17 protein-coding genes are annotated in these 23,127 nt (G+C 70.9%); 3 read left to right on the top strand and 14 right to left on the bottom strand.

What is annotated here, in order from left to right; translation table 11 throughout:
* Nucleotides 1-43: 43 nt before the first annotated feature.
* The 4 genes from RBR11_RS10440 to RBR11_RS10425 are packed head-to-tail and all read right to left on the bottom strand — an operon-like array spanning nt 44 to nt 5,595.
* Nucleotides 44-2,536 (bottom strand): ATP-dependent helicase, encoded by a 2,493-nt coding sequence (locus tag RBR11_RS10440; protein ID WP_308489268.1) that lies wholly within the window; start codon nt 2,534-2,536, stop codon nt 44-46.
* A 42-nt stretch (nt 2,537-2,578) separates the two neighbouring features.
* The gene (locus RBR11_RS10435) at nt 2,579-3,598 is read right to left on the bottom strand and encodes an ABC transporter permease (protein ID WP_308489267.1); all 1,020 of its coding nucleotides are present in this window, start codon (nt 3,596-3,598) and stop codon (nt 2,579-2,581) included.
* Nucleotides 3,595-4,524, bottom strand: a complete 930-nt coding sequence (locus tag RBR11_RS10430) for an ABC transporter ATP-binding protein (RefSeq protein WP_308489265.1) — start codon at nt 4,522-4,524, stop codon at nt 3,595-3,597. The genes RBR11_RS10435 and RBR11_RS10430 overlap by 4 nt, the downstream gene beginning before the upstream one ends.
* 18 nt (nt 4,525-4,542) lie before the next feature.
* On the bottom strand, nt 4,543-5,595 hold the full coding sequence (locus RBR11_RS10425) for a glycerophosphodiester phosphodiesterase family protein (RefSeq protein ID WP_308489264.1): 1,053 nt from the start codon (nt 5,593-5,595) through the stop codon (nt 4,543-4,545).
* Nucleotides 5,596-5,676: 81 nt separating this feature from the next.
* Here RBR11_RS10425 and RBR11_RS10420 point away from each other — a divergent pair, with 81 nt between their 5' ends.
* Nucleotides 5,677-6,615 carry a Bax inhibitor-1/YccA family protein gene (locus tag RBR11_RS10420; RefSeq protein ID WP_308489263.1) on the top strand — a complete coding sequence of 313 codons (939 nt, stop codon included), beginning with the start codon at nt 5,677-5,679 and terminating at the stop codon, nt 6,613-6,615.
* A gap of 272 nt (nt 6,616-6,887) precedes the next feature.
* Here the strand turns inward: RBR11_RS10420 and RBR11_RS10415 are convergent, their stop codons facing one another.
* Nucleotides 6,888-8,174 carry an RNA polymerase sigma factor gene (locus tag RBR11_RS10415; RefSeq protein WP_308489262.1) on the bottom strand — a complete coding sequence of 429 codons (1,287 nt, stop codon included), beginning with the start codon at nt 8,172-8,174 and terminating at the stop codon, nt 6,888-6,890.
* A 22-nt stretch (nt 8,175-8,196) separates the two neighbouring features.
* On the bottom strand, nt 8,197-8,622 hold the full coding sequence (locus tag RBR11_RS10410; protein WP_308489261.1) for a YciI family protein: 426 nt from the start codon (nt 8,620-8,622) through the stop codon (nt 8,197-8,199).
* Between the two features lie 117 nt (nt 8,623-8,739).
* On the opposite strand from RBR11_RS10410, the gene RBR11_RS10405 reads away from it, so the two are divergent.
* Nucleotides 8,740-9,414 carry a DNA alkylation repair protein gene (locus RBR11_RS10405; RefSeq protein WP_308489260.1) on the top strand — a complete coding sequence of 225 codons (675 nt, stop codon included), beginning with the start codon at nt 8,740-8,742 and terminating at the stop codon, nt 9,412-9,414.
* A 256-nt stretch (nt 9,415-9,670) separates the two neighbouring features.
* Here the strand turns inward: RBR11_RS10405 and guaA are convergent, their stop codons facing one another.
* From guaA to RBR11_RS10370, 7 genes are all read right to left on the bottom strand, one after another.
* Nucleotides 9,671-11,257, bottom strand: coding sequence for a glutamine-hydrolyzing GMP synthase (guaA, locus tag RBR11_RS10400; protein ID WP_308489259.1), 1,587 nt, complete (start codon nt 11,255-11,257; stop codon nt 9,671-9,673).
* Nucleotides 11,254-11,802, bottom strand: coding sequence for a DUF3817 domain-containing protein (locus RBR11_RS10395; protein ID WP_308489258.1), 549 nt, complete (start codon nt 11,800-11,802; stop codon nt 11,254-11,256). The genes guaA and RBR11_RS10395 overlap by 4 nt, the downstream gene beginning before the upstream one ends.
* Nucleotides 11,803-11,914: 112 nt before the next feature.
* Nucleotides 11,915-16,522 (bottom strand): ExeM/NucH family extracellular endonuclease, encoded by a 4,608-nt coding sequence (locus RBR11_RS10390; RefSeq protein ID WP_308489257.1) that lies wholly within the window; start codon nt 16,520-16,522, stop codon nt 11,915-11,917.
* A 261-nt stretch (nt 16,523-16,783) separates the two neighbouring features.
* Nucleotides 16,784-17,572, bottom strand: a complete 789-nt coding sequence (locus RBR11_RS10385) for an SURF1 family cytochrome oxidase biogenesis protein (RefSeq protein WP_308489403.1) — start codon at nt 17,570-17,572, stop codon at nt 16,784-16,786.
* 92 nt (nt 17,573-17,664) lie between these two features.
* Nucleotides 17,665-18,789, bottom strand: coding sequence for a GuaB3 family IMP dehydrogenase-related protein (locus RBR11_RS10380; protein WP_308489256.1), 1,125 nt, complete (start codon nt 18,787-18,789; stop codon nt 17,665-17,667).
* A gap of 72 nt (nt 18,790-18,861) precedes the next feature.
* Nucleotides 18,862-19,137, bottom strand: coding sequence for a DUF2277 domain-containing protein (locus RBR11_RS10375; RefSeq protein WP_308489255.1), 276 nt, complete (start codon nt 19,135-19,137; stop codon nt 18,862-18,864).
* Between the two features lie 61 nt (nt 19,138-19,198).
* Nucleotides 19,199-19,846, bottom strand: a complete 648-nt coding sequence (locus RBR11_RS10370) for a TetR/AcrR family transcriptional regulator (protein WP_308489254.1) — start codon at nt 19,844-19,846, stop codon at nt 19,199-19,201.
* A 95-nt stretch (nt 19,847-19,941) separates the two neighbouring features.
* Between RBR11_RS10370 and RBR11_RS10365 the strand changes: the two genes are divergently transcribed.
* Nucleotides 19,942-21,432 carry an MFS transporter gene (locus tag RBR11_RS10365; RefSeq protein WP_308489253.1) on the top strand — a complete coding sequence of 497 codons (1,491 nt, stop codon included), beginning with the start codon at nt 19,942-19,944 and terminating at the stop codon, nt 21,430-21,432.
* Nucleotides 21,433-21,547: 115 nt separating this feature from the next.
* Here RBR11_RS10365 and guaB read toward each other — a convergent pair whose 3' ends face one another.
* On the bottom strand, nt 21,548-23,050 hold the full coding sequence (guaB, locus tag RBR11_RS10360) for an IMP dehydrogenase (RefSeq protein WP_308489252.1): 1,503 nt from the start codon (nt 23,048-23,050) through the stop codon (nt 21,548-21,550).
* Between the last annotated feature and the right edge of the window lie 77 nt (nt 23,051-23,127).

Raw genomic sequence — 23,127 nt, 5'->3', positions numbered from 1 at the left:
AGCCTAATCGGATCCCTCCTGCCGGACCGTCGAGCCGCCGTGATCAGATCTTCTCGATCGGCGCGATCTTCACGAGCAGCTTCTTCTGCCCCGCCGCGTCGAACCGCACGTGTGCGATCCGCTTGGCGCCCTCGCCGGTGATCGCCTCGACCTTCCCTTCGCCGAAGTCGTCGTGGCGGATCCGGTCGCCGGCGTTCAGCTCGAGGTCGCCGTTGTCGCGGACCTTCGCGGTCACGCGGTTCGGGAACTTGTCCATCGCCGTGGAGAGCGGCTTGAGGCCGTCGCGGCGGGGCAGCTCGCGCGGGGCGAAGCGGTCGGATCCGGATCCGCCGAAGCTGCCGGATCCGGTCCCTGAGCCTGTCGAAGGGCGGCGCGCGTTCAGCGCCCGGGACTGGGTGCCGCCGCGGGAATTGACGTCGCCCGGAGACTGCCGCCAGTCGATGAGCTCGGACGGGATCTCCTGCAGGAACCGGCTCGGCATCGCGACGGACACCTCGCCGAACTGGGCGCGGGTCATCGCGAGGGAGATGTGCAGGCGCTTGCGCGCCCGGGTGATGCCGACGTAGAAGAGGCGTCTCTCCTCCTGCGGCCCGCCGGGCTCGTTCGCCGAGATCCGGTGCGGGATGAGGTCCTCCTCGACGCCGGTCACGAACACGGCATCGAACTCGAGGCCCTTCGCGGTGTGCATCGTCATGAGCGAGACCACGCCGGACTCGTCGTCGAGGTCGTCGGAGTCGGCGACGAGCGCCACCTCGGCGAGGAAGTCGACGATCGTGCCCTCCGGGCTGTTCCGGGCGAAGTCGCGCGTCACGGCGATGAGCTCGTCGAGGTTCTCCAGGCGCGCTTCGTCCTGCGGGTCGCGGCTCGCGCGCAGCGCATCCATGTACCCGCTCTTCTGCAGGAGCAGAGTGAGGCCCTCCGCCACCGCGGTCGGCGGGGCGATCTCGCCGGACGCCGGCAGCATGATGTCGGTCGCCTCGCGCAGCACGGCGTCCAGCTGGGCGATCGCGGCCTGCAGCTTGGGCCCGAGGCCGAGCTGGGTCGGGTGCGCGAGCGCGTCGCGGAAGCTGATCCCGTGCTCCTCGGCGAACCGGGCGATCGCCGTCTCGGTGACATCGCCGATGCCGCGGCGCGGCTTGTTCAGGATCCGTCGCACCGCCATCTCGTCGGCCGGGTTGGCGACCGCGACGAGGTAGGCGAGGGCGTCCTTGATCTCGGCGCGCTCGTAGAACTTCGTGCCGCCCATGATCTTGTAGGGCACGGCCGAGCGGATGAAGATCTCCTCCAGCGCACGCGACTGCGAGTTGGTCCGGTAGAACACGGCCATCTCGCCGTACGGCATGCCTGCCCGGCGCAGCGCCTCGACCTCGTCGGCGACGAACTGGGCCTCATCGTGCTGCGAGTAGCCGGTGAACCCGACGATCGCGTGCCCGGCGCCCTTGTCGCTCCAGAGCTTCTTGTCCTTGCGGTCGAAGTTGTTGCTGATCACCGCGTTCGCCGCGGACAGGATGTTCTGCGTCGACCGGTAGTTCTGCTCGAGCAGCACGACCTTGGCGCTGGGGAAGTCCCGCTCGAACTCGGAGATGTTGCGGATGTCGGCGCCGCGGAACGCGTAGATGGACTGGTCGGAGTCGCCGACGACGGTGAGCGCGGCCCCCGGCTCGGCCCCCTCCGCGGTCCCCGAGCCTGTCGAAGGGTCGGGCTCGAAGATCATCATGCCGTTCGAGGCATACGGCTCAGGAGCGCCGCCCTGCACGGGGCGGGTGAGCTCGTGGATGAGCGCGTACTGCGCGGCGTTGGTGTCCTGGTACTCGTCGACGAGGATGTGCCGGAACCGCCGCCGGTACACGTCGGCGATCTGCGGGAACGCGCGGAACAGGTAGACGGTCTGCCCGATCAGGTCGTCGAAGTCGAAGGCGTTCGCCTTCTGCAGCTGGCGCTGGTAGTCGGCGAAGACCTCGACGAAGACGCGCTCCGCCGGATCCGACATGTTCGCCTGGCGGGCGTAGGACTCGGCGTCCTGCAGCTCGTTCTTCAGCTTGGAGATCCGGGACTGCACGGCCGCCGGGGTGAACCCGAACGCGTCGGCCTCGTGGTCCTTCACGAGCCGCTTGATGAGCGCGCGCGAGTCGCCCGAGTCGTAGATCGTGAACGACTTCGTGAACCCGAACTGCTCGGCCTCGCGGCGCAGGATCCGCACGCACGCGGAGTGGAAGGTGGAGATCCACATGCCGCGCGCCGCGTCCCCGACGAGTCGCTCCACGCGCTCGCGCATCTCGGCGGCGGCCTTGTTCGTGAAGGTGATCGCGAGGATCTGGCTCGGCCAGGCCTCGCGCCGGCGCAGCAGAAGCGCGATCCGGCGGGTGAGCACGCTGGTCTTGCCCGACCCCGCCCCGGCCACGATGAGGAGCGCCTGCCCGCGGTAGGTGACGGCGTCGAGCTGCTGCGGGTTCAGGCCGGCCAGCAGGTCGTCGGATCCGGCGCCGGCAGGGGCGGATCCGGGCGGGAGGATGACGGGGGAAGGGGCTTCGCTCATGACCCTTCGAGTCTAGATCGAGCGGCCGACATCGACTCCGGCTCAGGCGATGCGGGTGCCCGGCGGGAGCCGGCGCGCGGGGGTGCGGGTGCGCGCCCAGGCGCCGGCGAACAGCCCGCCCGCGATCAGGATCTGGACGGCGAGTCCGACGAACCAGCTCGGAGTCGTGCCGTCGATCACCTGCTTCGGCATCGGCGGCCGGTAGCCGCCGTCGGGGTTGCACGGGTCCCAGGTCTGGGGCTGCGGCGGGAGCTGGGCGCTGCGCACGCCCAGCTTGATCTGCCCGAACATGTCGGTCGGATACCCGTGCGCGTACGTGGTCGGCGTGGCGTCCGCGAGCACCACGAAGGGGTTCGCGGCGAGGAAGCCCCAGACGTAGTCGTAGCGCGGCATCAGCAGGGTGCTCTCCGTCCAGGAGTCGCAGCTCGGCCGACCGTCCGCGGCGATCGGGCGGTTCTTCACCGGCACCTCGGTGCGGATCGCGGATCCGCCGAGGCCGAAGGCGATCAGCGTGCCCACGGTCAGCGCCGCGACGACGAGGTACGTGTTCGCCACGGAGAACAGCGGCCGCGAGACGAGCCCGCTCAGTCCGACCCCGATCGCCGAGACGATCACGATCTCGGCCGCCAGCACCAGCAGCGAGATCGAGAGCACGCCCGGGTCGACGCCGCCCGCGAACATGGCGACGAGCAGGAACGGGAGCGCGACGGCGAGGAACGCCGCCCCGGTGATGATCGCGGCGAGGAGCTTGCCGATCATGATGTCGCCCGTGCGCGCCTGCGTGACCTGGACGCTCGCGAGCATCGCGGATTCCCGGTCGCCGTTGATCGACGAGCCGCTGAGCGTCGGGGAGATCAGCACGACCAGCAGCAGCACCAGCATCACGATGGCCGAGAAGACGCCGGAGCCGACGACCGGCTGGTAGGAGAAGACCAGGAAGGCCAGCACGGTCACGATGAGCAGCACGAGCGCGAACACGCCGAGCATCACGTACCAGCCCACGCTGCGCAGGCGCAGCGTGAGCTCGAGCCCGGCGATCGTCCAGATCCGGGAGCCGCTCATCGCCCGCTCCCCTCGTCGAGGGCGAGGAACGCCTGCTCGAGATCGCTCTGCGCAGGTGCGAAGCCGATGACCGGGATGCCCGCGGCGACGAGACGGCGGAGCGCCTCCGCCGCGGCGGGCTCGTCCGGCAGAGCGAGGAGCAGATCACCGCGGTCCACGCCGACGGCCTCCTCGGCGATGCCCAGCGCTGCGGCCGCGCGGCTGCGGCGCACCTCCGCCCCCGCCTCGGGAACGTCCTCGGGCAGGATCCGGATCCGCCATGTGCGCGCCCGCACGGCGGGAGCGTCGACGACGGATCCGGCGACCAGGAACACCGTGTCGTCCGCGACCTCCTCCAGCTCGGACAGCACGTGGCTGGAGATGAGGATGGTCCTTCCCTCCTCCGCGAGGCGGCGCAGCAGCGTCCGCAGCTGCACCCGTGCCTGGGGGTCGAGCCCGGAGGCGGGCTCGTCCAGCAGCAGGATCCGCGGGTCGTGCACGAGCGCGCGGGCGAGGCCCAGCTTCTGCTTCTGCCCGCGCGAGAGCACCTTCGCCGGGGTCGACGCGAGCTGCTCCAGGCCGACGAGGTCGAGCAGCTCCGCGGCGCGGCGGTCCGCGTCCGGCGGGGCGAGGTCGTGCAGGCGGGCTGTCGTCACAATGCTCTCCCGCACCGTCAGCGAGAGCCAGGCGCCGAGAGCGTCCGGCATCCAGCCCAGCATCCGTCGGGCTGCGATCGGGTCGGCGACCGGATCGACGTCCGCGACGCGGATGCTGCCGCGATCGGGGGCGAGCAGGGACGCGAGCATGAGCAGCAGCGTCGTCTTGCCCGCGCCGTTCGGCCCGACCAGCCCGGTGATCCTGCCCTCGGCGGCGTGGAAGGTCGCGTCGCGCACGGCGTGCACTCCCCCGAACGACCGCCCCACCCCCTCCGCAACGATTCCGCCCATGCGGTCAGCGTAGGAGATTCATAAGGACGGCGGAAGGGTCCTCCCGGTGCGCCCGGAACCGGACCGTCCGTCGCGGAAGAAGGCCGCTCCGAGGTCGGCGTGGTCGACGAAGACGCCGTCCAGCCCGGTGGCGGCGATCCGCGTCCACTCGGCACGGTAGTCGCCGAACTCGCGATCCTCGCCCGCTCCGCGGAACCGCGGATCCAGGAACGCGTTCTCGGGGCGGCAGGTCCAGGTGAACACCGTGAGCCCCCGCGCGTGGGCGTCGGCCACGACCGTGTCACCGTCGGCGAGCAGCAGGCTCTTGTCCACGCTGATCCCGTCGAGCGCCGATCCCCCCTCGAGACCTGCGACCGCGTCCAGGCCTGCGGGCGTGAGCGCGTCGGCGTAGGTCGACGCCCGCTCCCCGTCGCGCGCGACCAAGTCGGCCGGGGATCCCATCGCCTCGAGCAGATAGACGTACCGCGCCCGCACGCCCCGCGACTGCAGGTCGTCGAGCACGGTGCGCTCGAACGACTCGATCCACAGCGCGTGCTCCCCGTCGGCCCAGCCCGCGGCTCGCAGGTCGCGCTCGACCAGGGCGGCGAGGTCGTGTCCGATGCCGGCGAAGTACGTGGCGTGCTTGATCTCCAGCACGAGGCCGATGCCGTCCGTCTCCGCGAGCAGGGCCAGCAGGTCGCCCAGCCGCAGGATCGGCTCGGCGCCGTCGAACGCGGCGGAGTCCGGGCGCAGCGCGGGCAGCCGCTCCCGGCAGCGCAGGGTGGAGAGCTCCGCCCAGGTGAAGTCCTCGGTGAACCAGCCGGTGACGTCGGCGCCGTCGATGCGCTTGGTCGTGCGGCGGCCCGCGAACTCTGAGTGGTCGGCGACGTCCGTAGTGCCGGAGATCTCGTTCTCGTGCCGGATCACGAGCACGCCGTCCCGTGTGGCGACGACGTCCGGCTCGACGGCGTCGACGCCGTTCGCGAAGGCCAGGCGGTAGGAGCCGGCGGTGTGCTCCGGTCGGTATCCGGGGGCCCCGCGATGCCCGATGACGAGCGGAGAGCCGGGCGGGATCCGTCTGGTCACGCTCATAGCGTACGTCAGTCCCCCTCGAAGGATCCCCGACTACTGTAGAGACAAGATGACCAGCACTTCTGAGGAGTGAGGCCGACAATGAGCAATTTCGCGTTCAACAATCCGGCGTTCAAGGAGCAGGATCCGCGCGCCGTCGCGACCTATCCCGGGAACCCGCAGGCGGGTGCGAACCCGTACGGCGCGAACCAGGCCGGGCAGTACGCCCCGCCGCCCCCGCCCGGACAGTCCGCCCCGCAGGCCGGCGTCAACGCCCACCTCGAGGGCATGTACGCCTCGCCGTCCGCCGGCGCGATCGAGACCAACCGGATGACCGTCGAGGACACCGTGTGGAAGACCGCGGGCCTGTTCGGCATCCTCCTCGTCTTCGCCGCGATCGGCTGGTTCTTCACCCTCGGCGGCGTGAGCGCCGCGGGTGCCCGCACCGCGAGCGTCCTGCCGTGGGTCGTCGGCGCGCTCGGCGGTTTCGTGCTCGCCATGATCGTCAGCTTCACCTCGCGCAAGAAGGTCCGCCCCGGGCTGATCTTCGCCTACGCCGCCTTCGAGGGCCTCTTCATCGGCGGCATCTCGGCGTTCTTCGAGGTGCTCTGGCCCGGCATCGTGATGCAGGCCACCCTCGCCACCGCCGCGGTGGTCGCGGTCACCCTCGCCCTGTTCGCGAGCGGCAAGGTCCGCGCCTCGGCTCGGATGACCAAGATCGTGATGATCGCGATGCTCGGCTACCTGCTGTTCTCGGTGCTGAACCTCGTGCTGATGGTCTTCCACGTCCTCCCCGCCGGCCAGGCGTTCGGCCTGTACAGCACCAAGATCGCCGGCATCCCGCTCGGCCTCATCATCGGCGTGCTCGTCGTCTTCCTCGCCGCGTACTCGCTCGTGATGGACTTCGACCAGATCCAGCAGGGCGTGCGCAACGGCGCCCCGCGCGTCTACGGCTGGCTCGGCGGTTTCGGCATCATGGTCACGGTCGTCTGGCTGTACGTCGAGATCCTGCGGATGATCGCGATCGCCCGCAGCAACTAGGCTCACCGCTCCCACGAAGGCCGCTCTCCTCGGAGGGCGGCCTTCGTCGTGTCGCACAGTGACCCCCCTCTCCCGGGGTCGTTGAGCGAGGACGCCGCAGGCGACCGAGACGAAACGCGGTCTCCCGCGGATCGCCGCCGCTTCGTCCCGCTCCTCGCCGCAGAGCTCTCCCGGGGTCGTTGAGCGAGGACGCCGCAGGCGACCGAGACGAAACGCGGTCTCCCGCGGATCGCCGCCGCTTCGTCTCGCACCTCGCTGCGCTCGGGGCTCGCTCAACGCCCCCGAGGAACGCGCGCCTTCTGCTCGAGCAGCGCCCGCTCGCGGTCGTTGCCGGCAAGGGCGGCCGCGGTCGCGAACTCCGAGCGGGCCTCCTCGACGCGCCCCAGCCGCAGCAGCAGCTCGCCGCGGGTCGCGGGCAGCAGGTGGTAGCCGCGCAGGGCTCCCCCGGCGACCAGGCCGTCGACGATCCGCAGCGCCGAGGCGGGTCCGGTGGCCATGGCGACCGCGGCGGCGCGGTTCAGCTCGACGACCGGAGACGGGGCGATGCGGCCGAGCGCCTCGTACAGCAGCACGATCCGCTCCCAGTCGGTCTCCTGCACCGACGGCGCCACCGCATGGCACTCCGCGATCGCGGCCTGCAGCGCGTAGGCGCCGCGGCCTCGGCCGAACGAGTCGGCGCGGGCGAGCGCGGCCCTGCCGCGGGCGATCCTGCCCCGGTCCCAGCGGCCGCGATCCTGGTCGGCGAGGAGGATCGGATCCCCGTTCGCGTCCGTCCGCGCAGGGAAGCGCGCGGCGGTCAGCTCCATCAGGGCGAGCAGGGCGTGCACGTCCGGCTCCTGCGGCGTCAGCCCGGCGAGCACCCGCGCCAGCCGGATCGCCTCCCGGCCGAGGTCGGGACGCAGCCAGTCCTCCCCCGCGGTCGCCGCGTGCGCCTCGTTGAACACGAGGTACAGCACGCCCAGCACGGCGCCGAGCCGGGTCGGGAACTCGTCCCGCGCCGGCACCTCGAACGGCGCCTGAGCTGCCGCGAGCGTCTTCTTGGCGCGCACGATCCGCTGCTGCACCGTGGCGGTCGGCACGAGGAAGGCCCGCGCGATCTGCTCGGTCGACAGGCCGCCGACCACGCGCAGCGTGAGCGCCACGCGGGCCTCCCGGGACAGCACGGGGTGGCACGCGATGAACACCAGCCGCAGCACGTCGTCGTCGATCGCGTCCGGATCCCAGGGCGGTGCATCCGCGGCATCGTCCTGCTCGCGCGCCAGATCGTGCGCGAGCGCCGCGATGCGGTCGTCGTAGCGCTCCCGGCGGCGCCAGCCGTCGATCGCCCGGCGCTTGGCGACCGCGGTCAGCCACGCGGCGGGGTTCGCCGGCACGCCGTCCCGCGGCCACTGCGCGAGCGCCTCGAGCAGGGCGTCCTGGGCGAGGTCCTCGGCGAGGCCGAAGTCCCCGGTGAACCGGGTGAGAGTGGCGACGATCTTCGCCGACTCGATGCGCCACACCGCGGCGACGGTGCGCTCCACGGAGGAGCCCGCCGTCGCCGCGGTGCCGGATCCGGTCATGGCCGTGAGTCCGCTCGCACGCTCACTCCGCGGCGCGTGCCGCGGCCTCCTCGCGCCAGCCGGCCTCCTTCTTGACCCACTCGTTGTCGGCCGGGAAGTCCTCGATCTCGGTGACGCGACGCACCTCGAGGTAGGCGCCGGGGCCGAGCGGGGCCCGCTTGGCCCACTCCGCCGCCTCTTCGCGTGTGGACACCTCGATGATCCAGAAGCCGTTGAACAGCTCCTTCGTCTCGCCGTAGGGGCCGTCGGTGACCAGGGGCGCCTCGGCCGAGAAGTCGACGACGAAGCCCTCGGCGGCGTCGGTCAGCCCCTCACCGGCGAGCAGCACGCCCGCCTTGATCATCGACTCGTTGTACTTCCCCATCGCCTCGATGACGGCCTCGAACGGCATGTCCTCGTACGCCCGCACACCCTGCTCGTCCGCGCGCATGATCAGCATGAACTTCATGGTCTCTGTCTCCTCATCGGGGGTCGTCCTTCGACCCTCTCATTGAAGACGTCGAACGAGAAGACGCCGGATCGACATGCGCTCGAAGATTCTTCGAAAGATTTCTAGACTCCAGATGTGGAGCCCGCCGAGACCGTCGTCGACGCGATCCGGTCCGCCCTGCGGGAGACGGCGGACCCGGCCCTCGCGCCCGGACAGCAGGCCTACATGAAGTCGGAGATGCCGTTCCTGGGCGTGCGCGTGCCCGCGGTGCGGGTTCTCGTCCGCCGGCTCGCCCGTGGACCCGCCGAGCCGGCCGAGGTGCGCGACACCGCGCTCGTGCTGTGGCGCGAGGCGGAGTTCCGCGAGGAGCGCTACGCGGCGCTCGCGCTGATGGCCCTGGAGCCCGTGCGCGGCCGGATCGACATGATCCCCGTGCACGAGGAGATGATCCGCACCGGCGCCTGGTGGGATCTCGTCGATGAGGTCGCGCACCGCCTCGCCGAGACGCTCGACGCGCACCCCGTCGGGATGTCCGCGCTGCTGCACGCATGGACCACGGACGAGGACCTCTGGATCCGCCGGGCGTCGATCATCGCGCAACTGAGCCGAGGCGCCTCCGTCGACCGCGAACTGCTCACCGCGGCCATCGAGGCGAACATCGACGACGCGGAGTTCTTCATCCGCAAGGCGATCGGCTGGGCGCTGCGCGACCACGCCCGCACGGATCCGGCCTGGGTGCGCTCCTTCGTCGCCGCCCACCCCGCCCTGTCCCCGCTGTCCCGCCGCGAGGCCCTCAAGCACCTCGGGTGAGACCCGATCCCGATCCCGATCCGGATCCCGATCCCGATCCGGATCCCGATCCCGATCGCCGTCGTCGGAGATGTACAGGATCTTCGGATCGGATCCGGAATTCGGTCCGAGGATCGCGTACATCTCCGAAGTCGATGCCCGCACCCCGGAGCGGACCGGAACACGAGAGGGAGCGGACGGGAACACGAGAGGGAGCGGACGGGGACGCGAGAGGGAGCGGGCCGAAGCCCGCGCCCTCTCGGCGTTCAGAAGGGGATCATTCCCATTCGATGGTTGCCGGCGGCTTCGACGTCACGTCGAGCACCACGCGGTTGACCTCGCTCACCTCGTTCGTGATGCGGTTCGAGATCTTCGCCAGCACGTCGTACGGCAGGCGGGTCCAGTCGGCGGTCATCGCGTCCTCGCTGGAGACGGGACGCAGCACGATCGGGTGGCCGTAGGTGCGGCCGTCGCCCTGCACGCCCACCGAGCGCACGTCGGCGAGAAGGACGACCGGGCACTGCCAGATGGCCTGGTCCATGCCCGCGGCGCTGAGCTCCTCGCGGGCGATAGCGTCGGCCTCGCGGAGCACGTCGAGGCGTTCGCGCGTGACCTCGCCGATGATCCGGATCCCGAGGCCGGGGCCGGGGAACGGCTGGCGTCCGACGATCGCCTCGGGGATCCCGAGCTCGCGGCCGATCTCGCGCACCTCGTCCTTGAACAGCGTGCGCAGGGGCTCGATGAGGGCGAAGTCGAGGTCGTCGGGGAGGCCGCCGACGTTGTGGTGCGACTTGATGTTCGCGGTGCCCGCGCCGCCGCCGGACTCGACGACGTCGGGGTACAGCGTGCCCTGCACGAGGAACTTGACCTTCTCGCCCGAGGCCTTCGCCTCGTCGACGAGATCGCGCTGCACCTTCTCGAACGCGCGGATGAACTCGCGGCCGATGATCTTGCGCTTGGTCTCCGGGTCGGTGACTCCGGCGAGGTGGCCGAGGAAGGTGTCGGCCGCGTCGACCGTGATCAGGCGCACGCCGGTCGAGGCGACGTAGTCGCGCTCCACCTGCTCGCGCTCGCCCTTGCGCAGCAGGCCGTGGTCGACGAAGACCGCGGTGAGCTGGTCGCCGATCGCCTTGTGCACGAGCGCCGTGGAGACGGCGGAGTCGACGCCGCCGGAGAGCGCCGAGATCACGCGGGCGTCGCCGACCTGCGCGCGGATCCGCTCGATCTGCTCGGCGATCACGTTGTCGCTGTTCCAGTCGGCGGCGAGGCCCGCGCTCCTGTGCAGGAAGTTCTCCAGGATCGCCTGACCGTGGTCGGAGTGCTTGACCTCGGGGTGCCACTGCACGCCGTAGAGCTTGCGCTCCTCGTTCGCGAACGCGGCGACCTTCGTGGCGTCGGTGGTGGCGAGCACCTCGAAGCCCTCGGGGGCGCGGGCGACCTGATCGCCGTGGCTCATCCACACGTTCTGCGCGACGGGCTGGCCGGCCAGCAGCGAGCTGCCGTTCTCCGGGATGTACGCGTCGGTCGCCCCGTACTCGCGCAGACCGGTGTTCGCGACCTCGCCGCCGAGCGTCTGCGCCATGTACTGGAAGCCGTAGCAGATGCCCAGGGTCGGCACGCCGAGCTCGAACACCTCGGGGTCGAGCTTCGGGGCGCCCTCCTCGTAGACCGAGGACGGGCCGCCGGAGAGCAGCAGCGCCACCGGGTTCTTCGCCGCGATCTCGGCGGCGGTGGCGGTGTGCGGCACGATCTCGCTGTACACGCCGGCCTCGCGGACGCGACGGGCGATCAGCTGCGCGTACTGCGCGCCGAAGTCGACGACCAGCGCCGGGCGCTGCTCGGTGTCAGGAGTGTTGTCGGTCAACGGGCACCTTCCGGGGAGGGAGTGGACGAGGTCAGATCTTGGGGGGCCGCCACGCCGGTCGAGGCCTCCGCGGCTTCGCGCTTCGCGAGGTAGGCCCTGACCTCGTGGGCGACGCGGATCTCCATGATGAAGGACAGGAACGGCACGACGCCGCCGAGGGCGAGCAGGATGAACCGCAGGAACGGCCAGCGCATCAGGCTCCACACCCGGAAGCAGGCGAACAGGTAGACGACGTAGAACCAGCCGTGCGCGACGAGGATCCCCATCGAGAGGTTCAGCCCGTTGCCGGTGGACGTGAGCGTGCAGCCCATCCCGCCGGGCACGAACAGCGAGAACCAGTGGCAGTTGTCGCCGACGATGACCTGCGCGAACCAGAGCGCGCCGCCGGATCCGCCCGCGAAGAGCTCGAGGTGGGGCGGGCCGTACTTCACGACCATCTCCGTCAGCAGCAGGAGCAGCATGACTCCGGTGATGATCGAGGCGATCTGGTAGAACTTCAGCGCCCCGCGGATGGCCGGGAAGCTCGCGGCTTTCGGTTCGGGCATGCGTCCAGTCTAATCGGCGCAACCATGGGGATTCCCCGGGGGGCGGGGGACGACGGAGGCCGCCGGATCCGAGCCGGGCTCGGGATCCGCCGGCCTCCGCGGGCGGGGTCGGTCAGTTGCCCTTGTTGAGGTTCACCTTCGCGGTGGCCTCGCCGTCGGACTGCACGACCGCGAGGGTCCACGGCCCCGCCTTGGTGCTCTTCGGCACGACCGGCGAGGCGGTGAAGGATCCGTCGGCGCCGACCGTGATCGTGCCGAGGTCGACCGTCTCGCCCTTCTTGCCGCGCAGCTCGGCCTTCAGTGTCGCGTTCGGGAGGAAGCCGGATCCGCGGACCGCGAGTCCCTTCCCGATCGAGGCCTTGCCGGCGCCGACGTCGATCGTGCCCCGGAACGGGCCGGGGTCCACCACGCCGTCCACGGTGATCGGCAGGTCGACCGCCGTGCCGGTGGCCGCGACCGCGACGTGCAGCGCCTGCGCACCGGTCACGCCCTGCGGGATCGTGAAGGTGAGCGTGGCTCGGCCCGCCTCGTCGTAGGCGTCGAGCACGGCCGTGTCGACCGCGGCGGTGGCGAGGGCCGTGCCCCCCAGCGACACGGAGACGTCGCCCGGCGCCTTCTCCCCCGCGCTGAACGCGAGCGAGCTGAGCTGCAGGGTGACGCTCTCACCGGGCTTGTAGCCCTTCGCGTCCGCAGCGGCGGACAGCACAGCGCCGATCGCGCGCTGCGCGAGGTCCGGCGTGGCGGTCCTGTTCGCCGCGAACCAGTCCACCATCGACTGCAGGTCGGCCTTGCCCGTGTCCTTCTTGTCGGTGCCCTTGGCCAGGGTGAAGAAGCTGTCGCCGCCGGCCGCGAGGAACGAGTTCGCCGCGACGGTGTACGACGCCGCCGGATCGATCGGCGTGCCGTTCAGGGTGATCCCGGTGATGTGGGATCCCTGCGCGGCCGCCGGGTCGTAGGTGTACTGCAGCCCCTTCGAGATCCCGAGCTTCAGGAACGGCCGGGCCGATCCCGCCGGCTGCCACTGCTCCTCCAGCACGCTCTTCAGCTGCGCTCCGGTGAGCCTCAGCGTCATCAGCGTGTTGGCGAACGGCTGCACGGTGGCCGCCTCGCGATAGGTGACGTTGCCGTCCGGGTCGCTCGCGCCCGTGGAGGCGTACGCCAGGTCGGCGCGGAGGCCGCCCGGGTTCATCACCGCGAGCTGGGCGCCCGTCGACCACTTCTGCACGTCCGCGACGAAGTTGCCGAGCGTGGACTCGCCACCGCGGTTCTCCGTGGTGCCGTTGCTCTGCCGCGCGCGCTTGAAGTCGCTCGCGATCGAGCCGAGGGCGACCCCGCCGAGCTCGTCGGCCTTTTTCTTCGCGGTGTCGACGATCGCCTGCACGGCCGTGTCGGCCGGGAACTGCGGCACGCCCTTGACGACCAGCGGCTTGATCTCGTTGCTGATCGAGAGCAGCCCCTTCGTCTTCGGGTCGACCTTGAGATCCATCAGGCCCAGGTTCTCGCCGTACTGTCCGGCGGAGACCACCGGGCGGCCGTCGATCACATGGTTGTACGCGAGGTGGGTGTGCGCGGAGACGATCGCGTTCACGTCCTTGCTCACGCCGTTCACGATCTCGCCGAGACGGGACTCCGGGGTGATGCTGGCGACATCGGCCGTGGTCGCGCCCTCGTGCACGAGCAGGACGATCACATCCGCCTCGCCGTTGGCGGGGTCGCCGTCCTTGAGGTCGCGCACCACGCTGTTCACCGAGTCGGCGATGCTGCGGACCTCGAGGCCCTTCATGCCGTCCGGCGAGACGAGCGTCGGCAGATCCTCGGTGACCGCCCCGACGAAGCCCACCTTGACGCCCTGCACGTCCTTCACCCAGGCGGGGGTGAGCGCGGGCTCACCGGTCTGCGTGACGAACACGTTGGAGCTCAGGTAGGTCCAGTCCGCGCGCTTCTGCACCCGGTCGCGGAGGTCGGCGTAGCCCTGGTCGAACTCGTGGTTCCCCGCCGCGCTCACGTCGAGGCCGGCCGCGTTGAGCGCGTCGATCGTCGGGTTGTCCTGCTGGATGAACGACGTGAACGTGGAGGCGCCGATGAGGTCGCCCGCGGCCGCGAAGATCGTGTTCGGGTTCTGCGCCCGGATCTGCTTCACCGCCCCGGCGAGCACCGCGGCGCCCCCGGAGGCGCCGTCGGCCTCGACCCGCCCGTGGAAGTCGTTGATCGTCGCGATGTTGATGTCGATCGGGTCGGCCGTGCCCGTGACGCCGACGAGGATCGGGTCGTGGTCGCTCGCGCGGTAGGGCGTGCCCGCCTCGGTGGATCCGAAGGCGTAGCCGCGGTCGCTCCACTCCGGCGAGTTGATGTTCCACACGCCGGCGCCGGTGATCGCCTTCGCCGCGGACGGCGACGCGATCACGTGGTCGAGCGAGCCGAGCTCCCCGTCGAACGAGTAGGTGTACTGGCCGTGTGCGAAGGCCGGCTCGACGTCGGTCCACCCGGCCTGGGCGAACACGTCGATCGGGTCCTCCTTGCCGTAGGCGTTGAAGTCGCCCACGAGGAAGACGTCTCCGCTGCCCGAGCTCTTCTGGATGCTCTGCGCGAACGCGAGCTCGGACTGGGCCTGCTTCACCCGGTCGGCGTTGAAGAAGCCCTGGCCGTCGGCGGGCTCGGCTCCGCCGCCGGTGGGCGGCGACTTCGACTTCAGGTGCGTCGTGATGACCGACAGCACGCGGCCGCCGGGCGTCTCGAACGTCTGCGCGATCGGCTCGCGGGCGTTGCCCCAGACGGTCTCGTCGATCACGGTCGACGCGGCGCCCTTGAGGGTGACGGACGCCTTCCTGTAGACGATCGCGGTGATGATCGCGTCGGTGATGGCCGGGTTGTTCAGCGCCTGCGGCGTGCGGACGTAGTCCCACACGTCACCACCTGCGACCGTGTTCAGCGCCTCGACGAGGTTCCGCAGCGGAGCATCGAGGGCGAGGCCGAACTTCGGCCCGTTCTCCACCTCCATGAGGCCCACGACGTCGGCGCCGAGGCCGTTGATCGCGGCCGCGGTCTTGGAGCGCTGGATCTGGAACTGCTCGGCGGTCTTGGCTCCGCGCGCGTTCGCGTCCTGGCTCGACAGCGTCGTGAAGTAGTTGTAGACGTTGAACGACGCGACCGTGACGTCGCCGCCCACGGTCGGCGGTGCCGTCGGGCGCGGGTTCTCCGCGCCGAACGTCGGCTTGTGCGCGGCGTCGCTCGTGCTGTCGATCGGCACGATCGGCTGCAGGCGCCAGTCGCCGAAGCCGTAACTGAGGATCTCGCCCTCGGCCGGGAAGTTCACCGAGTCGCCGTTGCGGACGACGGTGTCCTTCGTGAAGTACGGCTGGTCGCCGGTGTGCGCCTTGTTGCTGATCTGCAGCGACCATCCGTCGTCGAGCAGGATCCTCTTCGCGCGGTTCTGCGCGGTGATCGCGTCGGCCTCGGCGCCCGGGCGGGCGAGCTCGGTGGCCTTGACGTTCAGCTCCCCGGCGTTCAGCCACAGCGTGCCGTAGTTGTACAGCTGGTGGCTCGAGGCGACCCTGTAGCCGCCGGTCGGGGCGACCAGCATGCTCTCGTACGCCTCGCGGTCGGCGCCGAGCACGGTGTCGGGAAGCGCGACCGGAGCCGGAACGCCGACGCCCGCGGTGACGACCGACACGTCTCCGGCCGCGGCCGGGCCGATCTGGGTCTGCCCGCCGAACTCGGACACCCGGCCGGTGACCGAGACGAGGTCGCCGAGGCTCAGGCTCGGGGTGAGCGCGTTCAGGTAGACGAAGACGCCGTCCGAGGCGCCCGCGGTCTTCACGTCGCCGCCGGTGCCCCGGGTCTGGATCGTGATGCCCTTGTAGCCGCCGGTGCGGTAGTCGCCGGTGACGACGCCCTGCACGGTGACCGTCTTGTCGACGAACGGCGAGACGTCGGTGGTGCCCTGCACCTCGGCGATCGTGTTCGTGACGCCGGGGGCGCCTCCGGTGCCCGGGTCGGTGCCGGGATCCGTTCCCGTGCCGGGGTCGGTCCCGGCGTCCTTCGAGTTCTGCGGCGTGATCGTCGCCGAGAGGGTGAAGTCCTTGCCGTTGTCGTCGGTGTCGGCGCCGCCCGTGCGGTTCATCGACTTCACGTCGGCGTTGCCGGCCGGCGCCGCGGAGAGCGAGCCCTCGAACGTGTTCGAGGTGCCGTAGCCGAGCAGGTCGATCACGTTCGCGTCGCCCGCGACGGATCCGGTCGGGAGCGTGATCGCGGCGGTGCCCTTCACGAGCGCGATCGTCCCGCTGGTGCCGCTCGGGTTCAGACCGCCGACGACGTCCGGCGTCGGAAGCGCTGCGCCGTTCGCGCCGTTGCTGCCGCCCTGCACGAGGAAGTGGCCGTGCGCGGGGATGGATCCGGCCAGCGGCACGACGCCGGACGAGGTCCCGGTCGAGGTCGCGGAGCGGTACTGGATCGACGTGCCCTCGAGCAGGATCGCCTCGCCGGTCGGGTTGTAGAGCTCGACGAACTTGTTCGTGAACGCCGCCCCTGCACTCCCGCCGGAGAGGTACGCCTCGTTGATCACCACCCCCGTCCCGGAGGGGTTGGCGAAGGCCGGAACGGCGATGAGGGAGCCGAAGCCCACGGTCGCCACGGTGGTCACGGCGAGCGCGCACAGACGCGCCCTCCTTCTGCGTCGCGCGGCGGGAACGTCGCGGTTCACGCCATCAGGCACGGATGTCACAGCGCTTGTCTCCTCGGGGATGGGGCGGCGAGCCCTGGTGGGACCGCCGAGCCGCGCCCGCGGGCGACGGCGATCCCCCGACGATAGGCGAGGCTATGGACAAACCTCAAGAACCATATGGATACGCTGAAAGCTGTTCACTTGCGGGACAGGGGATCGTCATCCGCTCCCGCGCGAAAGCGCAGAACCGGGCCCGCCGATGCTCACACGAGCACGCGACGACGACAGGGCCGAAACCCCTGGTCGCGTGGCGTTCCCCGCTCAGGACGGGTCGGTCGCCGCGCTCGGACCGTCGATGCCGTGGCGCTCCTCGAACTCCTCGACCTCGCGCTCCCAGGCGTCCTTGGCGAGCCGGTACCAGAGGTAGAACGCGAACCCGGCGAAGACCGCCCACTCCACGGCGTAGAAGATGTTCAGCCAGTTGATCGGGGACTGCTGGACCGGCGCCGGAGAGGAGATCGCGTCGAGCCCGCCGAGCGGCTTCTGCGCGGCCAGATACGGCCGATACACATCGAGCTCGTCCGTGTCGTGCCAGAAGCCGAGCAGGGCGGCCGGCGACATCCGGTCCATCCTCCGCGGCTGGTCCTGGGGCGGCGAGTCCGCACCCTCCTCGGAGATGAGCCGGCCGGTGATGGAGACCACGGATCCGTCCGCCGTCTTCTCCAGGCGCTGCGCGGCCGCCTTCGCCGCGGCCTCGTCCGGGGCCCAGCCGACCGCGATCGCGATCGACGTCGGCTCGGCGGTGCCCGCGATCCGGAGCTGCCCCGTCACCCAATACCCCTCGGCGCCGTCGTTGAAGCGCGAGGCGACGAGGAGGAAGTCGCCGCGCACCCAGGATCCGCGCACCTCGGTGCGCTGGCCGACGAGCGGCGCGTCGAGGTACTGCCCGGGCCTGACGACCTGGTCGATCGGCTTGACGTTCTCGGTGATGTCCGGCGGCGGCGGGTTCGAGTCGATCGCGCGCCCGAGCTGCCACTGACCGAGCCAGGCGAACACACCGGCCACGACGAGGCAGAGCAGGAGCATGCCGATCCAGCGCCCGCGGAGCATCACCTCGCGCAGGGTCGGCGGGAACTCCGGCGCGACCGGGAGCTGCGGAGACGGGGACGACACGGTGCGTTCGGGAGCGGTGCTGCGGCGGATCAGGAGCGCTCGTACGGCGAGAGCACGACCTCGACGCGCTGGAACTCCTTGAGGTCGGAGTATCCGGTGGTCGCCATCGACTTGCGCAGGGCCCCGATGAGGTTGGCCGTGCCGTCGGCGACGGGGGCCGGGCCGTAGAGGATCTCCTCCAGCGTCGCGACGCCGTCGACCGCCACGCGGCGGCCGCGGGGCAGCTTCGGGTGGTGCGCCTCGGGGCCCCAGTGGTAGCCGCGGCCGGGGGCGTCGGTGGCGCGCGCGAGGGCGACGCCGAGCATGACCGCGTCGGCGCCGGTGGCCAGGGCCTTCACGATGTCGCCCGAGGTGCCCACGCCGCCGTCGGCGATCACGTGCACGTAGCGCCCTCCCGACTCGTCGAGGTAGTCGCGGCGGGCGGCGGCGACGTCGGAGACCGCGGTCGCCATCGGCGCGTGGATCCCGAGGGTCGCCCGGGTCGTGGAGGCCGCTCCCCCGCCGAAGCCGACGAGCACGCCGGCGGCGCCCGTGCGCATCAGGTGCAGGGCGGCGGTGTAGGTGGCGGCGCCGCCGACGATCACCGGCACGTCGAGGTCGTAGATGAACTTCTTCAGGTTCAGCGGCTCGGCGACGCTCGACACGTGCTCGGCCGAGACGGTCGTCCCACGGATGACGAACAGGTCGACGCCCGCCTCGACCACGGTCTGGTAGAGCTCCTGGGTGCGCTGCGGAGTGAGGGAGCCCGCGACCGTGACGCCGGCCTCGCGGATCTCGGCGAGGCGCTCCTTGATGAGCGCGGGCTTGATCGGCTCGGAGTACAGCTGCTGCATGCGCGCGGTCGCCCGCGTCTCGTCGAGCCCGGCGATCTCGTCGAGCAGGGGCTCGGGGTTCTCGTACCGGGTCCACAGGCCCTCGAGGTCGAGGACGCCGAGTCCGCCGAGCTGACCGAGCATGATCGCGGTGCGCGGGCTGATCACGGAGTCCATCGGGGCGCCGATGACCGGGATCTCGAACGGGAACGCGTCGATCGTCCACGCCGTGGAGACGTCCTCCGGGTTGCGGGTGCGCCGGGAGGGCACCACCGCGATGTCGTCGAACGTGTATGCGCGACGAGCGCGCTTGCCTCGGCCGAGCTCGATCTCCTGAGTCACCCCCTCAGACTACCCGGCCCGCCTCTGCGTCACGGGTCAGACGGGGGTGCGGTCCGTGGCCGCGCCCGGGGATCAGGCGGCGTAGCGCCCGGAGGCGATCGCGCGGGCGCGCTTCTTCTCGGCCTCCTCCTCGCGGTTCTTCGGCGGCGTGGTCGCGACGAGGTCGTCGAGCAGGTGCTGGGTGAGGTGCGCGATCTCGGCGACGGCGTGGTCGAACGCCTCCTGGTTCGCCTTGGACGGCTTGGTCGTCCCGGCGATCTTGCGCACGTACTGCAGGGCGGCGGCGTGCACCTCGTCGGAGGTGGCGGCGGGCTCGAAGTTGTGAAGGGTGTGGATGCTGCGGCACATGCCCGTCACGCTACGCCGCACCGCCGACGCGGGGAAGCCGCGGCGCCCGCCCGGACCGCCGCTACAGGCGGTGCTCGCTGCGCGGCAGCACCTCGAGCACGTGCGGCAGCTTGTTCGGGAAGCACGCCCGGAACAGCTCGGTGATCTGCGGATCGGATCCGTAGTCGTCGACGATCCGCAGGCCGATCAGGGTGCTGATCAGCATGCCCTCGGCCAGGAAGCTGCGGGCCTCGTCGGCGTCCAGTCCCATCTCGTCGCGGAAGAACCGCCAGACCTCGGCGAAGCCGCGGCGTGCAGCGACGCCGATCGTCGGGTGGCTGCCGAGCAGATACGCGTGCGCGAGGGTCTGATGCAGGCCGCGCACCTCGATGAGATCGACGTACGCCTCGCCGATCCGCTTGCCGACCGGGTTCTCGCCGCCCTCGTCCGGGGCGGCGAGCGCGGCGCGGAACGCGCCGAGCAGCCGATCGAGCGCGAAGCCGATCGTGGCGAGGAAGAGGTTCTCCTTGGAGCCGAACAGCCGCACGACGTAGGGCTGGCTCACGCCGGCCGCTCGGGCGACCTCGTCGGTGGTCGCGCCCTCGTAGCCGCGCGCGCCGAACACCGTGAGCGCGGCGAGGATGATCTGCGCACGACGCTCGTCCGAGGAGAGGCGGCGGCCCGTGTCCTCGGGCTCGGCGGCCCTGCCGGAAGCCGTTGCGGATGTCATCCCGAAAGATTATCAGCGAATGACTTGACTTGTAATCATGGGATTACTACATTGCTTCCCAGGCAAGTAATCATCCAATGACAACTGGAGCTTCCATGTCCGAGTCCTCCCCCGCCGTCGCGGCCCGCCGCCCGCATCCGATCGCCCTCGTCATCGCCGCCGCGGCACTGCCGATGTTCATGGCGACCCTCGACAACCTCGTCATGACCAACGCCCTGCCCGTGCTGCACCGCGAGATGGGCGCGAGCATCGAGCAGCTGCAGTGGTTCGTGAACGCCTACACGCTCGCTTTCGCCGGTGCGATCCTCGTCTTCTCCGCGCTCGGCGACCGGTTCGGCCGCCGCACCGTGTTCGCGGCCGGCATCGCCCTGTTCGGCGCCGGCTCCCTCTTCGCCGCGCTCAGCGCGGACCCGGGCCAGCTGATCGCCGCCCGCACCGCGCAGGGTCTCGGCGCCGCGGCGGTCATGCCGCTCTCGCTGGCGCTGCTCACCGGCGCGGTTCCGGCCGCACGCCGGGCGCTCGCGATCGGCATCTGGGGCGGCGTGTCCGGCCTCGGCGTCGCCGTCGGCCCGCTCATCGGCGGCGCGATCATGGAGGGCTGGAACTGGCAGGCGATCTTCTGGATCAACGTGCCCGTCGCGATCGTGGCGATCCCGCTCGCCCTGCTCGTGCTGAACAACGACTTCGGCGCGCGCGTCCGCATCGACGTGCCGGGCGCGGTGCTCGCGGCGGCCGGGGTGCTCGCGCTCGTGCACGCGATCGTGCGCGGCAACGACGACGGCTGGGACTCGGTCGGCGTGATCGCCGAGCTCGCCCTGGGCGGTGCGCTCGTGCTCGCGTTCCTCGTCTGGCAGCTGCGCTCGCGCACCCCGCTCATGCCGCTGCGCCTGTTCCGGGACCGGTCCTTCTCGATCACGAACGTCGTCGGCTTCGCGTTCAGCTTCGGGACGTTCGGATCCGTCTTCATCCTCATCCAGTACCTGCAGGTCGTGAAGGGAGCGACGCCGCTCGAAGCCGCCGTGCAGACCACGCCGTGGACGCTCGCGCCGATGTTCGTCGCCCCGATCGCCGGCATCATCGCGCCGCGCGTCGGGACCAGGATCCTCCTCGTGGCCGGCCTGCTGCTGCAGGGCGTCGCCCTCGGCTGGATGGGCCTGGAGATCACGCGCGACCTCGACTACGCCACGCTCGTCGCGCCGTTCATCCTCGCCGGCGTGGGCATGGGACTCGTGTTCGCGCCCTCCGCGACCGCGCTGCTCGCCACGCTCGGGCTGGTCGACCACGCCAAGGCGTCCGGCGTGAACTCGACCGTCCGCGAGCTCGGCGTCGCGCTCGGCACCGCGGTGATGACGGCGATCTTCGTCGGCGCGGGCGGTCAGCTGCTGCCCGACCACTACGTCGACGCCGCGCGCCCCGCCGTGCTCACCGGATCCGCCGTGCTCTTCGCCGCGACGCTCATCGCCCTGCTGCTGCCGGCGGGCCGGGGTGCGCACGGGGCCGGGGAGGCCGCGATCGCGGCGGAGTCCGAGTCGGCGTCGGCGTCGGCGTCGGCGTCTACCGCACCGGAGCCCGTCCCGGCGGCGTGATCCACACGATCATCCGGCGGGAGAAACGACGAATGGCGGGAGGATCCGTAGGGATCCGCCCGCCATTCGTCTTCCGTCCAGCCATCCGTCCCGGCGCGGGACGGACGGCTTCGGGTCACTTCTTGTAGTTCGGGGCCTCGACCACGATCTGCACGTCGTGCGGGTGCGACTCCTTGAGCCCGGCCGCGGTGATGCGGACGAACTTGCCGCGGGCCTTGAGCTCCTCGATCGTGCGCGCACCGACGTAGAACATCGACTGGCGCAGGCCGCCGACGAGCTGGTACGCGACGGCGGAGAGCGGGCCGCGGTACGGGACCTGGCCCTCGATGCCCTCGGGGATGAGCTTGTCGTCGCTGGGCACGTCGGCCTGGAAGTAGCGGTCCTTCGAGTACGAGGTCTGCTTGCCGCGGGTCTGCATCGCGCCGAGGGATCCCATGCCGCGGTACTGCTTGAACTGCTTGCCGCCCTGGAAGACGATCTCGCCCGGCGACTCGTCGGTGCCGGCGAGGAGGGATCCGAGCATCACGGCGTCGGCGCCGGCGACGAGCGCCTTGGCGATGTCACCGGAGTACTGCAGACCGCCGTCGGCGATGACCGGGACGCCGGCCGGGCCCGCGGCGAGCGACGCCTCGTAGACGGCGGTGACCTGCGGCACGCCCACGCCGGCGACGACGCGGGTGGTGCAGATGGAGCCGGGGCCGACGCCGACCTTGACGGCGTCCACGCCCGCGTCGACGAGCGCCTGCGCACCCTCGCGAGTCGCGACGTTGCCGCCGATGATGTCGATGTGGTCGAAGGACGGATCCGCCTTCAGACGCTTGACAAGGTCGATCACGCCCTGCGACTGGCCGTTCGCGGTGTCGACGACGAGCACGTCCACGCCCTTGTCGCGCAGCGCCTCGGCACGCTCCCACGCGTCACCGAAGAAGCCGATCGCGGCGCCGACGCGCAGGCGGCCCTGCTCGTCCTTGGTGGCGAGCGGGTACTTCTCGCTCTTGTCGAAGTCCTTGATGGTGATGAGGCCGGCGAGCTTGCCGTCCGCGTCGATGAGCGGCAGCTTCTCGACGCGGTGCTTCGCGAACAGCGCGATGACCTGCGCGGCCTCGACGCCGACCGGGGCGGTGACGAGGTTCTCGCTCGTCATCACGTCGCGGGCGAGCGTGGTCTGCTTCGCCTTGCCCGACACGAAGCGCATGTCGCGGTTCGTGACGATGCCGACGAGGCGGCCCTCGGGGTCGACCACGGGCAGGCCCGAGATGCGGTACTTCGCGCACAGCGCGTCGACCTCGGCGATCGTGGCCTCGGGGGTCGTCGTGATCGGGTCGGTGATCATGCCCGACTCGCTGCGCTTGACGCGGTCGACCTGCGTGGCCTGGTCGGCGATGGAGAGGTTGCGGTGCAGGATGCCCAGGCCGCCCTCACGGGCGATCGCGATGGCCATGCGCGCCTCGGTCACGGTGTCCATGGCGCTGGAGAGCAGCGGCGTGGCGACCGAGATCCGGCGCGTCACGCGGGACGAGGTGTCCGCCTCGCTCGGGATCACGTCCGTGTGCCCCGGAAGAAGCAGAACGTCATCGTAGGTCAATCCGACAAAGCCGAACGGGTCGTGCTGCTCCATGGGCTGGGGGGCTCCTCTTTCTCGCGTGTGTATAGCCTAAGCGCGGAATCTGAGCGTTTCATTCCCGCGCATGTCGA

Origin of the sequence: Microbacterium capsulatum (genome assembly GCF_030865425.1) — a bacterium.
Taxonomy (GTDB): domain Bacteria; phylum Actinomycetota; class Actinomycetes; order Actinomycetales; family Microbacteriaceae; genus Microbacterium; species Microbacterium capsulatum.
This window is presented reverse-complemented; position numbering and strand designations above follow the sequence as displayed.

Coding starts and splice junctions, on each gene's coding strand:
- RBR11_RS10430 (WP_308489265.1), bottom strand. CDS start 4,524: ATGGGCGGAATCGTTGCGGAGGGGGTGGGGCGGTCGTTCGGGGGAGTG.
- RBR11_RS10425 (WP_308489264.1), bottom strand. CDS start 5,595: ATGAGCGTGACCAGACGGATCCCGCCCGGCTCTCCGCTCGTCATCGGG.
- RBR11_RS10420 (WP_308489263.1), top strand. CDS start 5,677: ATGAGCAATTTCGCGTTCAACAATCCGGCGTTCAAGGAGCAGGATCCG.
- RBR11_RS10440 (WP_308489268.1), bottom strand. CDS start 2,536: ATGAGCGAAGCCCCTTCCCCCGTCATCCTCCCGCCCGGATCCGCCCCT.
- RBR11_RS10415 (WP_308489262.1), bottom strand. CDS start 8,174: ATGACCGGATCCGGCACCGCGGCGACGGCGGGCTCCTCCGTGGAGCGC.
- guaB (WP_308489252.1), bottom strand. CDS start 23,050: ATGGAGCAGCACGACCCGTTCGGCTTTGTCGGATTGACCTACGATGAC.
- RBR11_RS10365 (WP_308489253.1), top strand. CDS start 19,942: ATGTCCGAGTCCTCCCCCGCCGTCGCGGCCCGCCGCCCGCATCCGATC.
- RBR11_RS10395 (WP_308489258.1), bottom strand. CDS start 11,802: ATGCCCGAACCGAAAGCCGCGAGCTTCCCGGCCATCCGCGGGGCGCTG.
- RBR11_RS10435 (WP_308489267.1), bottom strand. CDS start 3,598: ATGAGCGGCTCCCGGATCTGGACGATCGCCGGGCTCGAGCTCACGCTG.
- RBR11_RS10375 (WP_308489255.1), bottom strand. CDS start 19,137: ATGTGCCGCAGCATCCACACCCTTCACAACTTCGAGCCCGCCGCCACC.
- RBR11_RS10385 (WP_308489403.1), bottom strand. CDS start 17,572: ATGCTCCGCGGGCGCTGGATCGGCATGCTCCTGCTCTGCCTCGTCGTG.
- RBR11_RS10410 (WP_308489261.1), bottom strand. CDS start 8,622: ATGAAGTTCATGCTGATCATGCGCGCGGACGAGCAGGGTGTGCGGGCG.
- RBR11_RS10370 (WP_308489254.1), bottom strand. CDS start 19,846: ATGACATCCGCAACGGCTTCCGGCAGGGCCGCCGAGCCCGAGGACACG.